19 protein-coding genes are annotated in these 17,760 nt (G+C 50.8%); 9 read left to right on the top strand and 10 right to left on the bottom strand.

The window, feature by feature from the left end; translation table 11 throughout:
* The first annotated feature begins 38 nt into the window (after positions 1-38).
* The 4 genes from QWI17_RS22675 to QWI17_RS22660 all read left to right on the top strand — a co-directional run bounded on the left by QWI17_RS22675 (position 39) and on the right by QWI17_RS22660 (position 2,341).
* Positions 39-227 carry an antitermination protein NusB gene (locus QWI17_RS22675; RefSeq protein ID WP_302724820.1) on the top strand — a complete coding sequence of 63 codons (189 nt, stop codon included), beginning with the start codon at positions 39-41 and terminating at the stop codon, positions 225-227.
* Between the two features lie 84 nt (positions 228-311).
* On the top strand, positions 312-668 hold the full coding sequence (locus QWI17_RS22670) for a nuclear transport factor 2 family protein (RefSeq protein WP_302724819.1): 357 nt from the start codon (positions 312-314) through the stop codon (positions 666-668).
* 40 nt (positions 669-708) lie between these two features.
* Positions 709-1,011, top strand: a complete 303-nt coding sequence (locus tag QWI17_RS22665; RefSeq protein WP_302724818.1) for a DUF3144 domain-containing protein — start codon at positions 709-711, stop codon at positions 1,009-1,011.
* Between the two features lie 166 nt (positions 1,012-1,177).
* Positions 1,178-2,341 (top strand): glycosyltransferase family 4 protein, encoded by a 1,164-nt coding sequence (locus QWI17_RS22660; RefSeq protein ID WP_302724817.1) that lies wholly within the window; start codon positions 1,178-1,180, stop codon positions 2,339-2,341.
* Between the two features lie 31 nt (positions 2,342-2,372).
* On the opposite strand, the gene QWI17_RS22655 is transcribed toward QWI17_RS22660, so the two are convergent.
* Positions 2,373-2,816 (bottom strand): MgtC/SapB family protein, encoded by a 444-nt coding sequence (locus tag QWI17_RS22655; RefSeq protein ID WP_302724816.1) that lies wholly within the window; start codon positions 2,814-2,816, stop codon positions 2,373-2,375.
* 7 nt (positions 2,817-2,823) lie between these two features.
* The gene (locus QWI17_RS22650; protein WP_302724815.1) at positions 2,824-3,534 is read right to left on the bottom strand and encodes an SIMPL domain-containing protein; all 711 of its coding nucleotides are present in this window, start codon (positions 3,532-3,534) and stop codon (positions 2,824-2,826) included.
* Positions 3,535-3,673: 139 nt separating this feature from the next.
* On the opposite strand from QWI17_RS22650, the gene QWI17_RS22645 reads away from it, so the two are divergent.
* On the top strand, positions 3,674-4,657 hold the full coding sequence (locus QWI17_RS22645; RefSeq protein WP_302724814.1) for an alpha/beta hydrolase: 984 nt from the start codon (positions 3,674-3,676) through the stop codon (positions 4,655-4,657).
* Here QWI17_RS22645 and QWI17_RS22640 read toward each other — a convergent pair.
* Positions 4,654-6,624: a hydantoinase/oxoprolinase family protein gene (locus QWI17_RS22640; RefSeq protein WP_302724813.1), complete on the bottom strand. Its 1,971-nt coding sequence runs from the start codon at positions 6,622-6,624 to the stop codon at positions 4,654-4,656. The two genes, QWI17_RS22645 and QWI17_RS22640, sit on opposite strands and share 4 nt — an antisense overlap.
* Before the next feature lie 191 nt (positions 6,625-6,815).
* Between QWI17_RS22640 and mutM the strand changes: the two genes are divergently transcribed.
* Complete coding sequence (gene mutM, locus QWI17_RS22635) at positions 6,816-7,628, top strand: bifunctional DNA-formamidopyrimidine glycosylase/DNA-(apurinic or apyrimidinic site) lyase (protein WP_302724812.1); 813 nt, start codon at positions 6,816-6,818, stop codon at positions 7,626-7,628.
* A 63-nt stretch (positions 7,629-7,691) separates the two neighbouring features.
* Here mutM and QWI17_RS22630 read toward each other — a convergent pair whose 3' ends face one another.
* The 5 genes from QWI17_RS22630 to cobA all read right to left on the bottom strand — a co-directional run bounded on the left by QWI17_RS22630 (position 7,692) and on the right by cobA (position 13,416).
* Positions 7,692-8,351: an HAD family hydrolase gene (locus QWI17_RS22630; protein ID WP_302724811.1), complete on the bottom strand. Its 660-nt coding sequence runs from the start codon at positions 8,349-8,351 to the stop codon at positions 7,692-7,694.
* An 89-nt stretch (positions 8,352-8,440) separates the two neighbouring features.
* Positions 8,441-9,316 carry a CsgG/HfaB family protein gene (locus tag QWI17_RS22625; RefSeq protein ID WP_302724810.1) on the bottom strand — a complete coding sequence of 292 codons (876 nt, stop codon included), beginning with the start codon at positions 9,314-9,316 and terminating at the stop codon, positions 8,441-8,443.
* A gap of 323 nt (positions 9,317-9,639) precedes the next feature.
* On the bottom strand, positions 9,640-9,999 hold the full coding sequence (gene nirD, locus QWI17_RS22620; RefSeq protein WP_302724809.1) for a nitrite reductase small subunit NirD: 360 nt from the start codon (positions 9,997-9,999) through the stop codon (positions 9,640-9,642).
* Between the two features lie 14 nt (positions 10,000-10,013).
* Positions 10,014-12,557 (bottom strand): nitrite reductase large subunit NirB, encoded by a 2,544-nt coding sequence (nirB, locus tag QWI17_RS22615; protein WP_302724808.1) that lies wholly within the window; start codon positions 12,555-12,557, stop codon positions 10,014-10,016.
* Between the two features lie 22 nt (positions 12,558-12,579).
* Positions 12,580-13,416 carry a uroporphyrinogen-III C-methyltransferase gene (cobA, locus tag QWI17_RS22610; protein ID WP_302724807.1) on the bottom strand — a complete coding sequence of 279 codons (837 nt, stop codon included), beginning with the start codon at positions 13,414-13,416 and terminating at the stop codon, positions 12,580-12,582.
* A gap of 574 nt (positions 13,417-13,990) precedes the next feature.
* Here cobA and moaA point away from each other — a divergent pair.
* The 3 genes from moaA to QWI17_RS22595 all read left to right on the top strand — a co-directional run bounded on the left by moaA (position 13,991) and on the right by QWI17_RS22595 (position 16,769).
* Entirely contained in the window at positions 13,991-14,998 is a 1,008-nt protein-coding gene (moaA, locus tag QWI17_RS22605) for a GTP 3',8-cyclase MoaA (protein WP_302724806.1), read from the top strand.
* A 71-nt stretch (positions 14,999-15,069) separates the two neighbouring features.
* Entirely contained in the window at positions 15,070-15,573 is a 504-nt protein-coding gene (gene moaB / locus QWI17_RS22600; RefSeq protein WP_302724805.1) for a molybdenum cofactor biosynthesis protein B, read from the top strand.
* A complete protein-coding gene (locus QWI17_RS22595) occupies positions 15,570-16,769 on the top strand; it encodes a molybdopterin molybdotransferase MoeA (protein WP_302724804.1) in 1,200 nt (399 codons plus the stop codon). Before moaB ends, QWI17_RS22595 begins: the two co-directional genes overlap by 4 nt.
* A gap of 20 nt (positions 16,770-16,789) precedes the next feature.
* On the opposite strand, the gene QWI17_RS22590 is transcribed toward QWI17_RS22595, so the two are convergent.
* Positions 16,790-17,011, bottom strand: a complete 222-nt coding sequence (locus QWI17_RS22590; RefSeq protein ID WP_302724803.1) for a hypothetical protein — start codon at positions 17,009-17,011, stop codon at positions 16,790-16,792.
* 118 nt (positions 17,012-17,129) lie between these two features.
* Complete coding sequence (gene nudE, locus QWI17_RS22585; RefSeq protein ID WP_302724802.1) at positions 17,130-17,681, bottom strand: ADP compounds hydrolase NudE; 552 nt, start codon at positions 17,679-17,681, stop codon at positions 17,130-17,132.
* Between the last annotated feature and the right edge of the window lie 79 nt (positions 17,682-17,760).

The following is a 17,760-nucleotide window of genomic DNA, read 5'->3' as shown; positions in this document are numbered from 1 at the left end:
ATGGGCGGAAGTCGGCGTAACCCAGGAGACTAGATAACATGAATGAAGTGGATTTTTTGGCCCAGTCAAGTGGCTATGTGGTGGGGTGGGGTACCTTGACATTAATCAATGCGGGCATAGCTCAAGGCAAAAACCGCAGTGGGTTGGCGTGGTTTTTACTGTCAATTTTGCTGGGTCCAATTGCGACACTAGTACTGGTTATTCTCGACAAGAAGCGTGATTTTTAAGCTACAATAACCCGCGTATAATGTACGAGCTGGCAAATGTTGGAGGCGCGGGTGTTAAGAATCATTTTGTTAGGTGGGTTGCTAATGACAGCCCTTTCTGGCTGGGCGCAAAATATTGCCGTGGTGGAAAGTCAAGCCGCGGCGTATAATGAACATGACGTGGAGAAATATGCCAGCTACTTTCATCCGGATATTGAGGTGTATAATTACCCGGATACACCGCTTACCGCGGGTAGGCTATCTTTAATTGACACCACGACTGATAACTTTTCGGCTCGATCCCCGACCTCTGAAATACTCAATACCATCGAAATTAACAATAAAGTCATTACTCATGAGTTGGCCACGTTTAAGGTTAATGGCCAAAGGCAGAACGTGGCCGTGGTCAAAATCTATGAATTCAAAAACGGTTTAATTCGTCGAATGACGTTCTTAAACTAGTCAATACAGCTTACCTGCATACTTTGTGAGATTTTTAGCTATGAATAACCCAGAGAATGAAACACTGTTTTGGGATTTGGTGGACTCATTTATTGATCATGCCAACAAACTAACCGACCGTGCCGACCCCAGTCTGGTTAGTGCTGCCATGCTACAGGCTCTGGGCCGTTACAGTGCTTTTCTGGTGGCCAGTTCATCGGTAGACCGAAAAGAATATACCGAAGAAATGGAGGCGGCTGGTAAATATCTTACCAACCAGTTTCGCGATGTACTGAGCGATAACCTGGAAGATTACAGAGAAAATTACAAAGTCTATATGAAAGTTGAGGACGACCCCGAGTAGTCCGAACACTTGCGTAATCTGACGTTCACCTTTAATTTCTGACAGCGAGCCTGTATTGAATTCGATAGCCTTAATATTGGGGTACGTTTGGCCTGAGCCGAACTCATCGGCAGCGGGTGCCCGTATAGTTCAACTGATTAAGGCGCTTCAGAGTAGAGGACTCGAAGTGCACTTCGCTTGCGCTGCTGCGCCAACTGAGCATCAGATTGATTTAGGCGCCATGCAGGTCACGGCGCATACCATTGAGCTTAATAGTTCTAGCTTTAATCAATTTGTGGCAACTTTAGAGCCTGAACTCGTTATCTTTGATCGGTTTGTCACGGAGGAGCAATTTGGCTGGCGTGTAGCGGAATCTTGCTCAGGCGCAATGCGCATACTAGATACTGAAGATTTGCACAGCCTGCGCTATGCGCGTGAAAAAATACTTAAGAAGGCTCAAAAAAATAATCAAGAATGTGGGCCAGTATTAGCGCAGAGCCAAGAAATTTTTCAGGTAATGCGCGAAGATGAGTTAGTCATGCGAGAAGTTGCGGCTATATTTCGCTGTGATCTATCGTTGATGATTTCTGAATTTGAAATCGATTTGCTTACCCGGTTTTTCTCCGTACCTGCATCCTTGTTACTGCACGTGCCATTTATGGTTGAGTGTTCTGCGCGCTCTACCCCGACCTTTGCAGAAAGAGAGCACTTTGTTTCTATCGGTAATTTCCGTCATGCGCCCAACTGGGATGCTGTGCTTTGGTTAAAGCAGGATCTATGGCCGTTGTTGCGTCGCCGGTGTCCATCTGCGCAATTGCATATTTACGGCGCGTATCCGCCTAAGAAGGCAACTCAGCTCACCAATCCGAAAGAGCGCTTTTTAGTGAAAGGTTGGGCTGATGATGCGTTGCAAGTAGTGGAAAATGCGAAGGTTTTATTGGCGCCTTTACGGTTTGGTGCAGGTATAAAAGGTAAAATTGTTGATGCTATGCGAACCTCCACGCCAAGTGTCGTAACCTCCATTGCCGCAGAATCTATGGCGGGCGATTGTGCTTGGCCTGGAATTGTAGCCGATACTAAAGAGTCGTTTGTCGACGCTGCGGCCCAAATTTATCAAAATGAATCGCATTGGTTATTGGCATCACAGGCGTGTTTGCCACTGTTATGCAGCCGGTACGACTTTGCCATGCGTAGCGAAGAACTTATGAGTATCGTCTGCGCTCGATTGCAATCGTTAGAGAGATTTCGTCGCAATAACTTTTTGGGCGGAATGTTTCAGTATCATAGCGCGCGTAGTACAGAGTTTATGTCGCGCTGGATTGAAGTAAAAAGTCGAATCAATGCACAATGATAGGGGCGGATCGTATCGGAGAAAGCCTCTATTATTCACTACTTTCTTCTTTGTTGGTGCGCTTAAGTGGTGTAGCGAACTGCAGTATAAAAAAATTGGTCAGCGATAGTACCAGAGCAATTTCATAGCGATTATACGCTACCGAAACGCCAATCGCGCCGGTATTCCAAATGCTGGCAGCGGTGGCCGTTCCCATCGTATGATTGTTGTTTTTCAATATTGCGCCACCGCCGATAAAACCAATGCCGGTGATGATTCCATACATCACTTTGGCTTCGGCACCACTAGTGTCGTAAACCTGCATGCCGACAAGCATATAGGCGCACGAAGCAAGAGCGACCAAAGGAAAGGTTCGCAAACCCGCGCCGGGAGTTGCATGTTCGCGATTAAAAGCCATGGGCGCGGTCAGTAACAGAGCAATGCTCATTTGCACAAGATGCTCAAGTACTTCTTGAGGGTTAATGTTAAAATCCATCAGCTATTCAATCCGTTAAGTAATATTCGACAGTCGAGACAACGCGAACCTTCTTAATGTGAGGGTTGTTTGCATCGCGCGCGCTGATAGAAAACTGGCCTTGCGATGCCCGTTTTATTTTTCCTAAACGGCTGCCGGAGTCGATGGCGAACTTGTTAGCAACTTCGCGGGCTTTTACCGTAGCTTCTTCAATCATCGCAGGCTTTATGTCATTGAGACCGGTAAACAAATACTCGGTGCGAGCATCATAGTTTCCGGCCGTGAGTACAATACCATTTTTACCCAGATTACTTGTGTTTGCCATGGCCTTACGCACGGTTTGCAAGTCTTCGCTGTATACGGTGACAACGGCGGTGGCAACATAGCGAAACGGTGCGCTGTCAGCGCCGTAAGATTGAGCAGACTTATCCGTGATAACGGGAGCATTAGTGGTAATATCACGGCTGGCTATACCATGTTCAGCCAAGAAGTCTCGAATGTGTGTGCTACTTTGATCTAAGTTGGTATAAAGCTCAGACAGTTGATTACTGGCGAGGGTAAAGCTTATGGGCCATATGACAATATTGGCAAACATTTCGCGCTCGGCAAGGCCTTTTGCGGTCACTGTGCGCTCGTATTCTTTAACCGCGATGGCAGCACTTTTGCCGAAATAGCCAAGTATGCCAAAAGCGACAAGTAAAAAAGCGCCAAAAATAAGCGCGGGACGTGAACTTTGCATAGGTCATCCTGATGTAGCAGCCATCAAATTGAAAAGCTTTCGTTATTATTATACTTAACAGGCTGTTGAAAAACCCCATGCATGCTCAGCGTTTTTCAACAGCCAGTTAATTTCTCTGATCAGACAAAGGAGCCTAGCAGTGCAGGCAGTTAAAACAGAGCAATGGACAGCAGACACCGAATTGACAGATTTCGAGGTCATGCCACTCAAGGTGGGTCAGGAGGATTTGGCTCATACCGCTACTTTAATACGGGCCAGTAATAACCCAAAGTCGACCACACATACCATCTTATATGTGCACGGTATGACTGACTATTTCTTTCAGGAGCACCTGGCGCACGCCTTTGTTGAGGCCGGTTTTGCTTTCTATGCGATTGATTTGCATGGTTTTGGGCGCTCGATTACAGCAAATGAAAGGCCAAATTACTGCGATACGGTTGATGAGTATTTCGCCGAAATCGATTTGGCGATCAACACCATTAAAGCGGAAACCTCGGGTACTTTAACAATTAATGCTCACTCCACCGGGGGGCTCATTCTCAGCCTTTACGCCCACCGTGGTCTTGAGCGCGAGCAGATTGACGGTTTGTGTTTGAACAGCCCCTTTTTCGAATTCCCCGCCGATGGTATTGAGTTATTGGGAATTAAGCTTGTCGCTTGGCTCGGTCGTATATTTCCGCACGCGTCTTACCCGCGCAGTAAGCCGTCCTTGTACGCGCAAAGCATTTATAAGGGTTATCGCGGCGAATGGGACTACAACCTGACGATAAAACCTGCACAAGGGTTTCCCCTTTATTTAGGGTGGTTGAACGCGATTGTTGCAGGTCAGCGCGAATTGCAGGCGGGGCTCAATATCCAATGCCCGGTACTCGTTATGCACTCAGCGCAGTCGATACGAGGTTTAGGACGCTGGCGCGATGACATGTTGAGTACTGATGCGGTCCTGAATGTCGAGCACATGCGCCGGTTTGGCCCGGGCCTGGGGCAAACTGTTAGCCTTATTGAAATTGAAGGCGGTATGCATGACTTGATTTTATCGTCACCGCCGGTGCGCGCTGCGGTACTGGCTCAAATGTTCGCTTGGCTGGGACAGATAGCCGGCCCGGTGAACAGTAGGGCTTAACGCTCCAACAATAGGTTGCCAACGTCATCTACGGTTAACGTCCAGCCTGGAGCCACCAAAGTCGTTGAGACTTGCTCAACGATAAGCGCAGGTCCATTTATCGTCTGCCCGGCGCACAGTTGCTCGCGGCGATAGATTGCGGTGTCGCCAAGCTCTGGTAGTGACACAGTTTGAATTGCGATTGCAGCGGTATTTTTCAGTTTTGGCAGAGAGAGAGGCTGGGTTTGTGCGGTTACCTGTACCCGCAGGTTCACCAATTCCACGGCGATGGGCAAGCGGTGTCCATATCGCTGTTCGTGGGCACGGTGGAAGGCCTCGTCAATATCGGACGACTCGCGGTAGGGGATGTTAATTGAGAAGCTCTGACCCAGGTAGCGCAGGTCCAGGCTGTATCGCTGTTCAATGGCGCTCGGGTTAACACCCTCCTGCTCCAGTTGTTGACGGCCTTGCTGCGCTAATTGGGCAAAGGCTTGCCCGAGCTCGTCAGGCTTGCTGTCTGAGCTTGGTTTTTGCCAGGAACGCGATAACTGCCGTTCGCGCGGGGCAACCAACATGCCCAGTGCAGATAAAACACCGCCGTGTACCGGGACAATTGCGCTGCGCATACCCAGCTCTTGCGCTAAAGCGCACACGTGCAGTCCGCCCGCGCCGCCAAAGCAGCACAACCGAAAATTGGCTGGATTGTGGCCACGTTGCACGGAAATAACCCGCAGCGCGGCGACCATGTGCTCATTGGCAAGGCGGATGACGCCGAGTGCAGCCGCCAGGGGTGTCACTTTGAGCTCCGCTGCCAGCGCAACAATAGCCCGCTCTGCGGCCTGATGATCCAGAGTCATGGCACCGCCGAGAAAATATTCCGGGCGCAGGCGGCCCAAGTACGCGTTGGCGTCTGTCACTGTGACCTTAGTGCCGCCTTTGCCGTAACAGGCCGGGCCCGGGCTGGCGCCGGCTGATTCTGGCCCAACTTGCATTAAACCTCCGGCATCGACACTGGCAATGCTGCCGCCACCGGCGCCAATCGTATGCATGTCCACCATCGGTACCGCAATTGGGTAAGGGCCCAGACGCCCTTGATTGGTCAATAGCAGTCGATCGATAATCATCGCTACATCTGTCGATGTACCGCCCATATCAAAAGTCAACATTGGCTCAGGGCTACGGCCAAGGTTGCGCTGCTGCGCGATAAACTGCGCGGCGGCCAGGCCCCCGGCGGGGCCTGAAAGCAGTAGGTTGACGGCTCGGTTTCCCGCCTGATGAGCATCGATAGTGCCGCCGGAGCTTTGCATGATCCCGAGCGGGCAGGGCGCAATGGCGAGGGCCAGGCGCTGCAAATATCCTTGCACAAGGGGGCCGAGATAGGCGTTGAGCCAAGTGGCAATGCCGCGTTCATATTCGCCATATTCTGGCAGCACGAACGACGAGCGGCTTACAAATACCCAATCCGGGCAGGCTTTCTCAAGCGCTTTTTCGTCGTTGTCATCGAGAAACGAATACAGCAAGTTGATTGCCACGGCTGCGGGGCGATGCTCGGCAATAGCTGCCTGCAGGTGGTTAATATCGTCGTCACTCAATGCTTCCAGACGGCTGCCATTAGAAGATAAGCGAGCACTTACTTCCAGGCAGAGTTCTGCAGCCACGGGTGCGTCGACTGGTGTCGGTGTAAGGTCGTACAAACCTTTGCGGGTTTGGCGTCCAATGCTTAGCACATCGGCAAGACCGCGATTGGTGACATACAGGGTGCTTACACCTTTGCGCTCAAGAGCGGCGTTAGTGGCTACGGTGCTACCGTGCACAATCGAAACTTCGCCCCGGGCGAGATGGGGAGTCAGGCCGAGTTCATCTATGCCCTGCAAAATTGCCTGTTCCGGGCTGTCCGGTGACGATAGCACTTTGTGGACAGACAATTGACCATCGCGGACCAACACGAAATCGGTAAAAGTTCCACCTGTGTCGATGCCAAGCAGCATAGGGAGGGCCCCATAAAGAGTGAGGTGGGTATTGTACGAAATGCCACGGGGAATACCAGTTTGCTATAGGCGTTTATCTGAAAACGCGAAGTTTTCGCTTGATTAGGATTGCCGGTGTGAAGGTTGAATGCCACGCATGCGTTTACTCGGGGGAAGAACTTTGGCTAAATACGAGCTTTTGGTTGGTCATCATGCCTGAACTGCCCGAAGTTGAAACGACACGCCGCGGTATCGAGCCACATATCACCGGTAAGCGAGTGCGCAGTGTCACTGTGCGACAGCCACAGTTGCGCTGGCTGGTACCGGCTAATTTGCCTGAGCTGTTGGCCGGCAAGGCTGTAAGGGCGGTTGATCGCCGCGGCAAATATTTATTGTTGAAATTCAGCAGTGGTACGGTGCTGATTCATTTGGGTATGTCGGGCAGCTTGCGCATTGTTCCTGTGGGCACCGAACCACAGCTGCACGATCATGTAGATTTCGTCTTCGCCGGCAACATACTGCGCTATCACGACCCCAGGCGTTTTGGCTCAATACTTTGGCAAAGTGGCGAGGTTTTAAAGCATAAATTACTGGCCAATTTAGGGCCCGAGCCATTGACCGAGGCGTTTAGCGGAGAGTTGCTATTTAAGCTCAGCCGTAAACGCAGCATCCCGGTAAAAACGTTTGTTATGGACAGTCATATGGTGGTCGGTGTCGGTAATATTTACGCTAATGAAGCCTTGTTTATGGCGGGCATTAAGCCAATCCGCAAGGCGGCAAGCTTAACCCGTAAACAGTGTGAAGAATTGGTCGGGCGAATTAAATTTGTATTGGCCCGTTCCATTGAGCAAGGCGGCACTACGCTCAAAGATTTTGTCGGCGGGGACGGCAAGCCCGGATATTTCAAGCAACAGCTCACGGTTTATGGGCGCGGCGGGGAGCCTTGTGTTACATGCCACAAGCCTTTAAAGGAAATAAAGTTGGGGCAGCGCGCGACGGTCTATTGCACGCGTTGCCAGAGCTGATCAAGCGTTAATCTTGAGGTTTTCAACGAGAGTGCCCAGAGAATAAAACCTCTCAGGTACAGGTTAAACGTCAAGCATCTTGGCGAGGTGATTTTGGGCCTCATCCATACGGTCAAAGACAGCAAGTGCACCTGAAAAGTCGTGCCCCCTCGAGTAATCGTTTTGCACGACAATACAATCGATGCCACAAGCAATAGCTGATTTTAAGCCGGTAGGACTGTCTTCAATGGCAATGCATTGTTTGGCTTGGAGGCCGAGCTTGTCCAGAGCGTATTGATAGACATCCGGTGCCGGCTTGGCGTTGTCAACATGGTCACGACTGGCAACGATAGGAAAGTATTGCGCAAAACCGTGTTGGCTGAGTGTCGGTTCAACCTCGCGCGTGGCTGCACCGGTAGCGATAGCCATTGCTAGCTGCCGACCATGCACCCATTGCACCAGTTGCTTTGCGCCTGGAATTAGCGGGCACGCCTCTTTACCCAATGTGGCATTGGTAGCGATCTCGCGTTTGGCAAAAAGTTCGTCGGCGCTTAATGGCAGATTATACGTGTCAACTAAGTAACGGGCGTTAAATTGCGTAGGGACACCGGCTAAATGGGTTTTGTAAACTTCTTCGGGAAAATCAATACCAAATTCCGCCAGTATATCTACCCATAAACCGTAGTGCTTGCGTTCGGAATCTACCAGAGTGCCGTCGTGATCGAATATAACGCCTTTCAACATAATGTCTTGCTCGCAAAACGACAATTGTAGCATTGTACAGACACAAAAAAGGGGCCATATGGCCCCTAGTTTTTTGTTCTTACTGATTATTACGGCTCGGCTATATCGCCCACCTTAAAGTCGCTGCCTGAGGCTACCGTTGCCTCGGCGTAACTCGCTTCCACATTGGTAAGCTTAATAGTGCCGACAGTTTTATAGGTGACTTTAAGTACCGCACCGGTTGCCGGATCTTTAATTTCACGGCCCTTGCGTTTCACGTCAAGGGTTTGGCCCGACTTTAATCCGGCGCCGCTGCCGGCGTTTAGAATAATATCGTTGCCGGCAACATCCGCCAGTAGCACTGGGCCGGCCGGCTTGGCCGCTGCGGCTTTCGTCGCGAAATCAGCATTGTCTAATTTGGTCACGAGCTCGCCGATAGCACCACGCATCGCTTCTGTCGCACTTTTTTCATTCCAGCTTTCGCCACCGCCAAAACCAAATACTCGCACATTCATAGATGACTTATGGCCACTGCCTGTATCGGCAAATAAAATACGAGAGCTGTTAACATCCACAACACGTACATCGACAGTTGCGTGATAGCCCTTCTTGCCGACATGCACGCCGCCTCCGCCCCCGCCTGCTTGGCTTTGGCCATACTCGGTTACTGAGCCGGTTACAATATATTGCACACCGATAATCTTACCAATCTTGGCGGCTGTAGCGGGATCGACCCGACCCGAAGAGCCGAGGTTCTGCTCTTCCATAATGCTGGTGAGGCGATCGCGCTCGAAAATGTCGTAATCGGTGCCTTTGACAAGTTCTGTTGTCAGCATATCAGCCGCACCACGGCCCACGCGCCAGCCACCGTGTTGACTCTTGTTTTCGAAGTCAACTACCGCAATCCGCGGTCCTGCCCAGCTAAGCGGTGTAGCGGTAATACAGAAAATGGTGGCGAGCCAAATCCCCCAATGTTTTAGACGCATAGTAATCTCCTTGAATTTTAGGGTCGTTATGGGCTAATGATAGGATACACACAGAGGTGGAATCCACCTAAACGGCAGATTTGTGGCACTATGGCGCAATTTTCTACCAGCATAAAAAAAGGGATAGCCAAAAGGCTATCCCGAAGTCCGATACCATGAAGCTATCGGGGGAAGAAACAGCGATCAACCAATAAGCCGACGTTCCTTGATCAGCCAACTGGCCGCGAGTGAAGGATTACACTCGCCGTTTCAAAACCGGTACCAGACAATCCTTTGTCTGCATTACTGCCATTAGTAAGTACCGGAATCTAGGAGCAACAGAATTAATTGATGGCGATACTGACCCACTCGTCTTCAACCTTAACGGCATAAGCGGCAACACTGTGCTCAGGCTCTTCCAGACACTCACCGGTTTTCAGGTCAAAATGCTGCTTGTACAGAGGCGATGCGACACAGATGCGATCACCCTGTGAACCAATAATGCCGCGGGACAATACATTGGCTTTGCCAATTGGGTCGAAGTTATCGATGGCAAACAGCTCATTTAATTTACCCGAATAAAATAGTGCAATTTGCTTGTTCTCTATCAGGGCGCACACGCCCGTGTCCGGGGTTAAGTCTGTCAGACGACAGACTTCTACCCATTGGCTTGCCTCGCTAACGCTTGCTGAATTTGTAGTCATTTTCGTACTCTCCTTTAAGCGGTAACTTCAACAGCAGGTATATGATTTTCACGTTCAGCTTCGGTGGCTGGGCGGCGCTGATCGCGCTCCACAACATAGGCTAAGTTAGTGTCTTGTTCTTCGCTGTTAACAAAGTGACGGAAGCGCTTGAGTTTTTCAGGGTTTTCGATAGTGGTTTTCCACTCGCACTGGTATTTGCCGATATTGCTGGTCATGTCGTCTTCCAGCTCTTGGGCGATATTGAGTTTGTCGTTAATCACGACGTCGCGCAGATAGTCCAGGCCGCCTTCTAAGTTTTCCAGCCATACCGAGGTTCGTTGTAAGCGGTCCGCTGTGCGGATATAGAACATCATCGCTCGGTCGATATACTTCACCAGTGTCTCGTCATCGAGGTCAGTGGCAAATAAATCGGCGTGACGGGGGCGCATCCCACCGTTACCGCAGACATATAAGTTCCAACCGTTTTCGGTGGCGATAACACCGAAGTCTTTTGATTGTGCTTCGGCACATTCTCGGGTACAGCCGGATACACCAAACTTAATTTTATGTGGCGAGCGCACACCTTTATAGCGATTCTCAAGCGCGATGGCCATGCCGACACTGTCTTGCACTCCGTAGCGACACCAGGTGCTGCCTACACAAGATTTGACCGTACGTAAAGATTTACCATACGCATGCCCTGTCTCGAAGCCTGCATCAACCAATTGTTTCCAGATGAGTGGCAGTTCGTGTAACTGAGCGCCAAATAAATCAATACGTTGGCCACCGGTGACTTTGGTGTAAAGGTTAAACTCTTTCGCTACCTGTCCTAACACGATTAACTTGTCCGGGGTGATTTCCCCGCCGGCCACACGCGGCACAATGGAATAGGTACCATCTTTTTGCATGTTGCCCAGGTAAATATCATTGGTGTCCTGCAGGCCTATATGCTTATCTTCCAGAACATAATCATTCCAGAACGAGGCGAGTATTGAGCCCACGGCGGGTTTACAAATATCACAGCCTAAGCCCTTGCCGTGGCTATCGAGCAGCGCATCGAAAGATTCAATTTTCTTAACCCGCACAATATCGGCAAGTTCCGCGCGCGAGTATTCAAAGTGCTCACAAATATGGTTGTTTACTTCAACTCCCAAATTTTCCAGCTCTTTGTCCATGACACTTTTAACTAACGCCGCGCAGCCACCGCAACCTGTCGAAGCGCCGGTTTTGTCTTTGATGTCTCCCATGGAGCAACAGCCGCTCTGTACAGCATCGACAATGTCGCCTTTAGTGACATCTAAACAACTACACAGCTGCGCCGCGTCTGGCAATGCGTCAACGCCCATCGAGGCGCCGGCACTGCCGTCAGAAGCAGGTAGAATCAACTGCTCTGGTGACTCAGGCAAAGCCATATCGTTTACGCACATCTGTTGCAGTGTGCCGTAGCTTTCGGCGTCACCAACGAGAACGGCGCCCAGAAGTTTCTTGCCGTCTTCGCTTACAATGATGCGCTTATAGACCTCGTTTACACCGTCTTCGTAGGTGTAAGTCTGCGCGCCTGGAGTGCGTGCGTGGGCATCGCCGATACTGGCCACGTCTACTCCCAGCAACTTCAGCTTGGTACTCATATCGGCACCGGTAAACTGGTCGCTGTCGCCATTGATATGAGCGTAAGCAACTTTAGCCATCTGGTAGCCAGGGGCTACCAGACCAAAGATCTTACCATCCCATAATGCGCATTCACCGATGGCGTAAATGTCTTCGACTGAGGTGCGGCAGTAATTGTCGACGACAATACCGCCGCGCTCGCCAATGTCGATTCCATTATTGCGTGCCAGCTCGTCTTGTGGACGAATGCCAGCTGAAAACACAATCATGTCGGTTTCCAGTTCACTGCCATCAGTGAATTCCATAACGTAGCGACGTTTTTTACCGGCGCCGATATTCTTGGTGTTCTTCTCGGTGTGTACATTCACATCGAGAGATTCAACTTTTCTACGCAGCAAATTGCCGCCGCCCTCGTCCAGCTGTACGGCCATAAGGCGCGGTGCAAACTCAACCACATGTGTTTCCAGACCCAAATTTTTGAGTGCATTAGCCGCTTCGAGGCCCAATAGACCGCCGCCGACGACAACGCCTACTTTGCTCTCTTGCGCCGACGCGGTGATGTCTTCCAGATCTTCAATGGTGCGATAAACCAGACAGTGCGGTTGATCTTTACCAGGGATCGGAGGAACAAAAGGAAAGGAGCCCGTGGCAAGAACGAGCTTGTCATAGCCTTCAACTTTGCCTGAGGCTGTGGTCACGGTTTTTGCGTCACCGTCGATTTCCAGCACTTTGTCATTGAGCGTATAGACAACGCCTGAGCTTTGATAATGCTCTTCTGAGGTAAGCATTAAGTCATCGACACTGGAGCCGGAAAAGTAGCTCGACAGTTTAACCCGGTCGTAGGCTAAACGAGGTTCTTCAGAAAAGGTCACGATTTCATAATTTTCGGGGTTGTCACTGTTGATCACAGTATCGATAAACTTGTGACCAACCATGCCGTTGCCGACGACGATGATGCGTTCTGTAGTCATGTTTCTTCCTCTACTAATTCGGTTATGCGCTCAGGCTTTCTAGCTGGCCTGTTGGATGTTGATTGACAACTTGTTGCAGTTGGCTTGCCATTGACACTACCTCACCTACGACAATGAGTGCGGGTGACTGCACTGCATGTTGTTGTGCCGTATTGAATAGCTCGGCAACAGTTGTCGTTACGATGCGTTGGTTTTTCCTACAGCCGTTTTCAATAAAAGCCGCCGGTGTGCTGCCCTTCATGCCAGCGTTCAACAGTTGATTTTGAATGAACTCTGACTTACTGATCCCCATGTAAAAAACCAGGGTGTGATTGAGCTGTGCCAACGCGCTCCAGTTGAGGTTCAAATCTTTCTCGCCATGGCCGGTGATAAGAGTGCAGCCTTGTGAAACGCCCCGGTGGGTGAGTGGAATATCCGCTGCGGTAGTACAGCCAGAGGCGGCCGTTATGCCGGGAATGACTTGCGCATCACAGCCTGCTTGGCGCAACGTTAATAACTCTTCGCCGCCACGACCAAATACAAAAGGGTCACCGCCTTTGATGCGGCATACATTCAGGCCGCGTTTGGCATGTTCAACCAGCATTTGATTGAGGTCAGCCTGAGCAACACTGTGATGATTTTTAACTTTGCCTACGTATATCGCGGGTGTATTTTTGGGGAATAACGCGCGGATCTCTTCACTGACCAGTTGGTCAAAAAAGATGACGTCGGCATTTTCGATTGCTTTCAGCGCTTTAATAGTGAGTAACTCAGCATCACCCGGGCCTGCACCGACCAGTAATACTTTGCCGGGCTGACGCGAAGGTCGGCCGTTGAGCGATACGATTGTATTGGGCTGTTGTGTGCAGTTGTTGTGCATGGTGCATTCTCGCTTGGTCGTACTAAAACGGCCGCTGGCTGTTAATGATTTGCGTTGGATAGAGCAAGGTCAGTGCCAGAGCTAAAAATATTGCCCAAAAAACTACTATTTTATAAATAAAACAATTACTTATAAGGTTGGATCGAATACTGTGCAGCGCTTGCCAAAAATAACAAAGGCTTTACAGTGGTGCGCTTTGCACCACCATATGCCCCATCGGGGTGTTTTTATGGTGAAAATGCAGTGGTCAATTATGGTGCTTTTGTGAGGCGCCTAACTTCGGGGGTGTCATAGTGGTGCACATTTTGGTGCGTGAACTTATGGGCGCGTTGCGATAGATTAACTACTAATGGTGGCAACAAAGCCCTTCACCCCAATATAGGTGGATGTGGTAATACTGGTTTGTATTTTGCTGTTAGAGTTGTGCAGGTAGCCGGAAAATATGTGCTAAACCGCGCGTGAGTCAGTGTAGACTGACGTATTATTCTCAATTGCCGCGAATCTAGTCGAGCTTTTGCCGCAAGATTGCGGCAATCTTGAAGCCATGCTTAATTTTATTTGACGTTATCCTATTATGCTTAGCCACACCAAGCCCGCACTGATAGATCGCTTTGGTCGCGAGATTCGCTATTTACGGATGTCCATTACGGACCGCTGTGATCTGAGGTGTGTCTATTGCATGGCAGAAGATATGACTTTTTTGCCGCGCAGTGAGGTGCTGACCTTAGAAGAGCTAGAACAGTTGGCGCAAGTCTTTGTTAGCCTTGGTGTTCAGAAAATCAGGCTGACCGGCGGTGAGCCGTTGGTGCGTCAGGGCGTTGTATCTTTAGTGGCAAAGCTCAGTGCGATTCAGGGGTTAAAAGAACTCTGCATGACCACCAACGGAACCCGGTTGGCTGAGTTTGCCGAGCCGCTTAAAGCCGCAGGCTTAACACGACTGAATATTAGTCTCGATACTCTCTCGGAAGATAAATTCCGTACCATGACACGCCACGGCCGTCTGGCCAGTGTGCTGGAGGGTATCGATGCGGCGATTTCCGCCGGTTTCGAGAAAACCAAGCTCAATTGTGTGGCTCTAAAGCACTACAATGCGGATGAGGCCGGCCAGTTGGTAGAGTTTGCAATGTCCCGGAATCTGGATATTAGTTTTATCGAAGAAATGCCTATGGGTGAGGTGACCAGTCATGGGCGTGTGGCCGAATACATTTCCAGTGACGAGCTGCGTGAGCAATTGGCGAGTCAGTTTACCCTGACGCCAAGTGCTGAGCAGAGCGGCGGCCCGGCCCGCTACTGGGCGTTACCGGGCTCAGCGTCGAAAGTGGGGTTTATTTCACCACACAGTCATAACTTTTGTGGCAGTTGCAATCGGGTGCGCTTGACCGCGACAGGTCGCCTTTTGCTTTGCTTGGGCCAGGAACACAGCAAAGATTTACGACATGTATTGCGAAGTCGGGTGGGTGGCGAGCAAGACCTGGCCGCGGCCATTGTCGATGCGATGCAAATTAAGCCCGAAGCGCACAGTTTTGATGTCGAGTCTTCGGATGTACAAGTGGTGCGCTTTATGAATATGACGGGTGGGTGACGGCCACTTTGCGCAGACTCCCGGTCTTTTGAAGCAACCCGTAAGCGAGTGATCTTACGAGCAAATATTTTATGAGTAGCAACAAAGAGTTTATTGCGCTGAACTGCGCCGTTCTTACGGTTTCGGACACGCGCACACGTGCAACAGACACGTCTGGAGCAGCGTTGGAAGGGCTGGCGCGAACGGCTGGTCATAACGTGGCTGAGAGAGCTTTGGTGCAAGACGATATTTATCAAATTCGCGCTGAAGTATCGCGTTGGATCGCTCGTGCAGATATCCAGGTTGTGTTGATTACAGGCGGTACCGGATTTGCCGGGCGCGACTCAACGGTTGAGGCCGTGACGCCGCTGTTTGACAAAACCGTCGTCGGTTTTGGCGAGCTATTTCGCCAACTATCGTATCAGGAAATAGGCAGTTCAACGATACAGTCGCGGGCTACGGCAGGTCTTGCCAATAAAACCTTAATGTTTTGTCTGCCCGGCTCAACCGGTGCCTGTAATACGGCTTGGCAAATCATCGAAGAGCAGCTCGATGCGCGTCACGGCCCCTGTAATTTTGTCGGTCAATTGCGATGAGCCTGGGGCTAACTCTAGAGCAAGCGCGAGCGCGCTTGCTAGGTTGCGCGCAAGAGTATGCGTTGGACTCGGTAGAGCACGTCGGTTCAGATCAGGCGCTCGGCCGTATATTGGCGACGCCATTATACGCCTCAGTGAGTGTGCCCCCGGCCGCCAATAGCGCCATGGATGGCTATGCTTTGTGTGCCAAAAGCTGTCGACCGGGTGTCGGGTATGAGGTTAGCCAAACTGTTTTGGCAGGGAGCTCTCCGGCTCCACTGCAGGAGGGGACGCTGGCGAGAATTTTTACCGGTGCGGAAATTCCCCCAGGCGCTGATACCGTTGTGATTCAGGAAAATGTATCGCCTGGTGATACAGGCGTCATTATTAATACGCCTTTTTCAGCCGGTGACAATATCCGTCCCGCAGGTCAGGATGTTGCGCAAGGACAGCAGGTTTTAACAAAAGGTCGGCGTTTGCGTCCGCAAGACTTAGCGCTCGCAGCATCAGTAAATACCGTGGAGCTTGCGGTTAGGGGGAGACTAAAAGTCGGGCTGTTGGTTACCGGAGCGGAACTGGTATCCCCGGGCCAGCCACTGACACCCGGTAAAATTTATAACTCCAATCAACCAATGTTGTCTGCCCTTTTTGCACAGATGGGTTGCGAGCTTGTTACCCAGCAAGCTGTTTCCGATGATTATAACGCTACTTGTCAGGCCCTGGAGACGGCATCAGCCCAAGCCGATGTCATTGTGACTACCGGTGGGGTCTCGGTAGGAGATGCGGATCGGGTCAAGGCGGCGGTAGAGTCTTTGGGGCAGTTGGATTTTTGGCGGGTGGCAATGAAGCCAGGTAAGCCGATCGCTTTTGGGCGGGTGGGACAAACGCCTTTTATCGGGCTGCCCGGAAACCCAGTGTCTGCCTATGTCACTTTTCAGTTGTTACTCAGGCCATTTGTGCAGGCGTTGATGGGTGAATCAGTGTCGCATTTGCACAGGCTCGAGTTGCCTGCAAATTTTACCAGGGTCACCGCCGGGCGCAGGGATGAGTATGCGCGCGGTCAAATAACGGCAGATGGAGTCGCACTGTTTCCCCAGCAAAGCTCGGGAGCGCTGTCGTCGGTAGTGTGGGCAGACTGCCTAGTGTATATCCCGGCAGGCCAGCTTATTAGGCGCGGGGATACGGTACAGGTGTTGCCAATGAATCAGTGGGTTTAGCTGAAAGCCTCAGCGCAGAGCTACCAACACCACGAATTGGGTAGCTTTTTCATCAAATCTTTGCGGCTTTTGATCAGCTCTTGATAGGACGCCATTAGCGAAAAATCTACACCTTGTCCCTGCAGTTTGAGTTCGTGAACCTGCCTTTCCAGACCGGTAATCTCAGAAATCAGCTGGCGCCTAAGTAGGCCTGTGTGGTTGATATTAATTGATATGCCAAAATGGCTCTGGGCATGGGCCATTCTACTCTCCCTTGGTTCATTCCGTGACTTACCAAGAGCTTAACACGATGGCGCTCAATCGCCAGCGAGCCTATTAGAATGATTTGCTTGATTGAAGGCTGTTCGAGCGATAATCCCGTTATGATGTTTTTTGCGCCAGCCAATCTCTGGTCATATAAAGGGCTGCGATGGAGCGACCTTCAATGACATCATCTTGCATGACTAGGCTGAACAGATCATCAAACGGGCTGGGTACGACTTCAATGGGCTCGGGCTCGTCGCCTTGCAGTGTCTCTGGGTAAAGGTCCCGCATTATCAGTATATTGATTTTGTGCTCCATGTATGAGGGCGAAAGGTGCACCTGTTTAAGAAAATGGATACTCTTGGCGCCGTAGCCTATCTCCTCTTTTAGCTCGCGGTTTGCGGCCTGTGCGGGAGTCTCACCGGCATCCATGGCACCCTTGGGAAGTGACAGGTGGTAATTTTCGAGCCCGCCGGCGTATTCGCGTACCATAAGTACTGTCGAGTCATCGAGCATGGGCACCATCAAAACAGCGCCTGGCCCACCGCTGCAGAGCTTTTCATAAGTGCGTTGCTCGCCATTGGAGAACTCTAGTTGTAACTCTTCTGCGCGAAACAAACGACTGCGGGCGACAGTATTACGTTCCAGAATGATAGGGGTATTCGGCATGTGCATCCTATTTGGTGTGCCGGCTGGCAGTGCATGGTGTCCTGCAACAATCACTGCCGAGCGCAAGTTGTGTATTGTT

The organism is Gilvimarinus gilvus, assembly GCF_030518155.1.
Classification (GTDB): Bacteria; Pseudomonadota; Gammaproteobacteria; order Pseudomonadales; family Cellvibrionaceae; genus Gilvimarinus; species Gilvimarinus gilvus.
Note: the sequence above shows the minus strand (reverse complement) of the source record. Positions and strands in the feature narration are given on the sequence as shown.

What these genes read in the sequence shown, in the direction of transcription:
- QWI17_RS22675 (WP_302724820.1), top strand. Translation starts at nt 39, where the DNA reads ATGAATGAAGTGGATTTTTTGGCCCAGTCAAGTGGCTATGTGGTGGGG.
- QWI17_RS22670 (WP_302724819.1), top strand. Translation starts at nt 312, where the DNA reads ATGACAGCCCTTTCTGGCTGGGCGCAAAATATTGCCGTGGTGGAAAGT.
- QWI17_RS22665 (WP_302724818.1), top strand. Translation starts at nt 709, where the DNA reads ATGAATAACCCAGAGAATGAAACACTGTTTTGGGATTTGGTGGACTCA.
- QWI17_RS22655 (WP_302724816.1), bottom strand. Translation starts at nt 2,816, where the DNA reads ATGGATTTTAACATTAACCCTCAAGAAGTACTTGAGCATCTTGTGCAA.
- QWI17_RS22650 (WP_302724815.1), bottom strand. Translation starts at nt 3,534, where the DNA reads ATGCAAAGTTCACGTCCCGCGCTTATTTTTGGCGCTTTTTTACTTGTC.
- QWI17_RS22640 (WP_302724813.1), bottom strand. Translation starts at nt 6,624, where the DNA reads ATGCTGCTTGGCATCGACACAGGTGGAACTTTTACCGATTTCGTGTTG.
- mutM (WP_302724812.1), top strand. Translation starts at nt 6,816, where the DNA reads ATGCCTGAACTGCCCGAAGTTGAAACGACACGCCGCGGTATCGAGCCA.
- QWI17_RS22630 (WP_302724811.1), bottom strand. Translation starts at nt 8,351, where the DNA reads ATGTTGAAAGGCGTTATATTCGATCACGACGGCACTCTGGTAGATTCC.
- QWI17_RS22625 (WP_302724810.1), bottom strand. Translation starts at nt 9,316, where the DNA reads ATGCGTCTAAAACATTGGGGGATTTGGCTCGCCACCATTTTCTGTATT.
- nirD (WP_302724809.1), bottom strand. Translation starts at nt 9,999, where the DNA reads ATGACTACAAATTCAGCAAGCGTTAGCGAGGCAAGCCAATGGGTAGAA.
- nirB (WP_302724808.1), bottom strand. Translation starts at nt 12,557, where the DNA reads ATGACTACAGAACGCATCATCGTCGTCGGCAACGGCATGGTTGGTCAC.
- cobA (WP_302724807.1), bottom strand. Translation starts at nt 13,416, where the DNA reads ATGCACAACAACTGCACACAACAGCCCAATACAATCGTATCGCTCAAC.
- moaA (WP_302724806.1), top strand. Translation starts at nt 13,991, where the DNA reads ATGCTTAGCCACACCAAGCCCGCACTGATAGATCGCTTTGGTCGCGAG.
- moaB (WP_302724805.1), top strand. Translation starts at nt 15,070, where the DNA reads ATGAGTAGCAACAAAGAGTTTATTGCGCTGAACTGCGCCGTTCTTACG.
- QWI17_RS22595 (WP_302724804.1), top strand. Translation starts at nt 15,570, where the DNA reads ATGAGCCTGGGGCTAACTCTAGAGCAAGCGCGAGCGCGCTTGCTAGGT.
- QWI17_RS22590 (WP_302724803.1), bottom strand. Translation starts at nt 17,011, where the DNA reads ATGGCCCATGCCCAGAGCCATTTTGGCATATCAATTAATATCAACCAC.
- nudE (WP_302724802.1), bottom strand. Translation starts at nt 17,681, where the DNA reads ATGCCGAATACCCCTATCATTCTGGAACGTAATACTGTCGCCCGCAGT.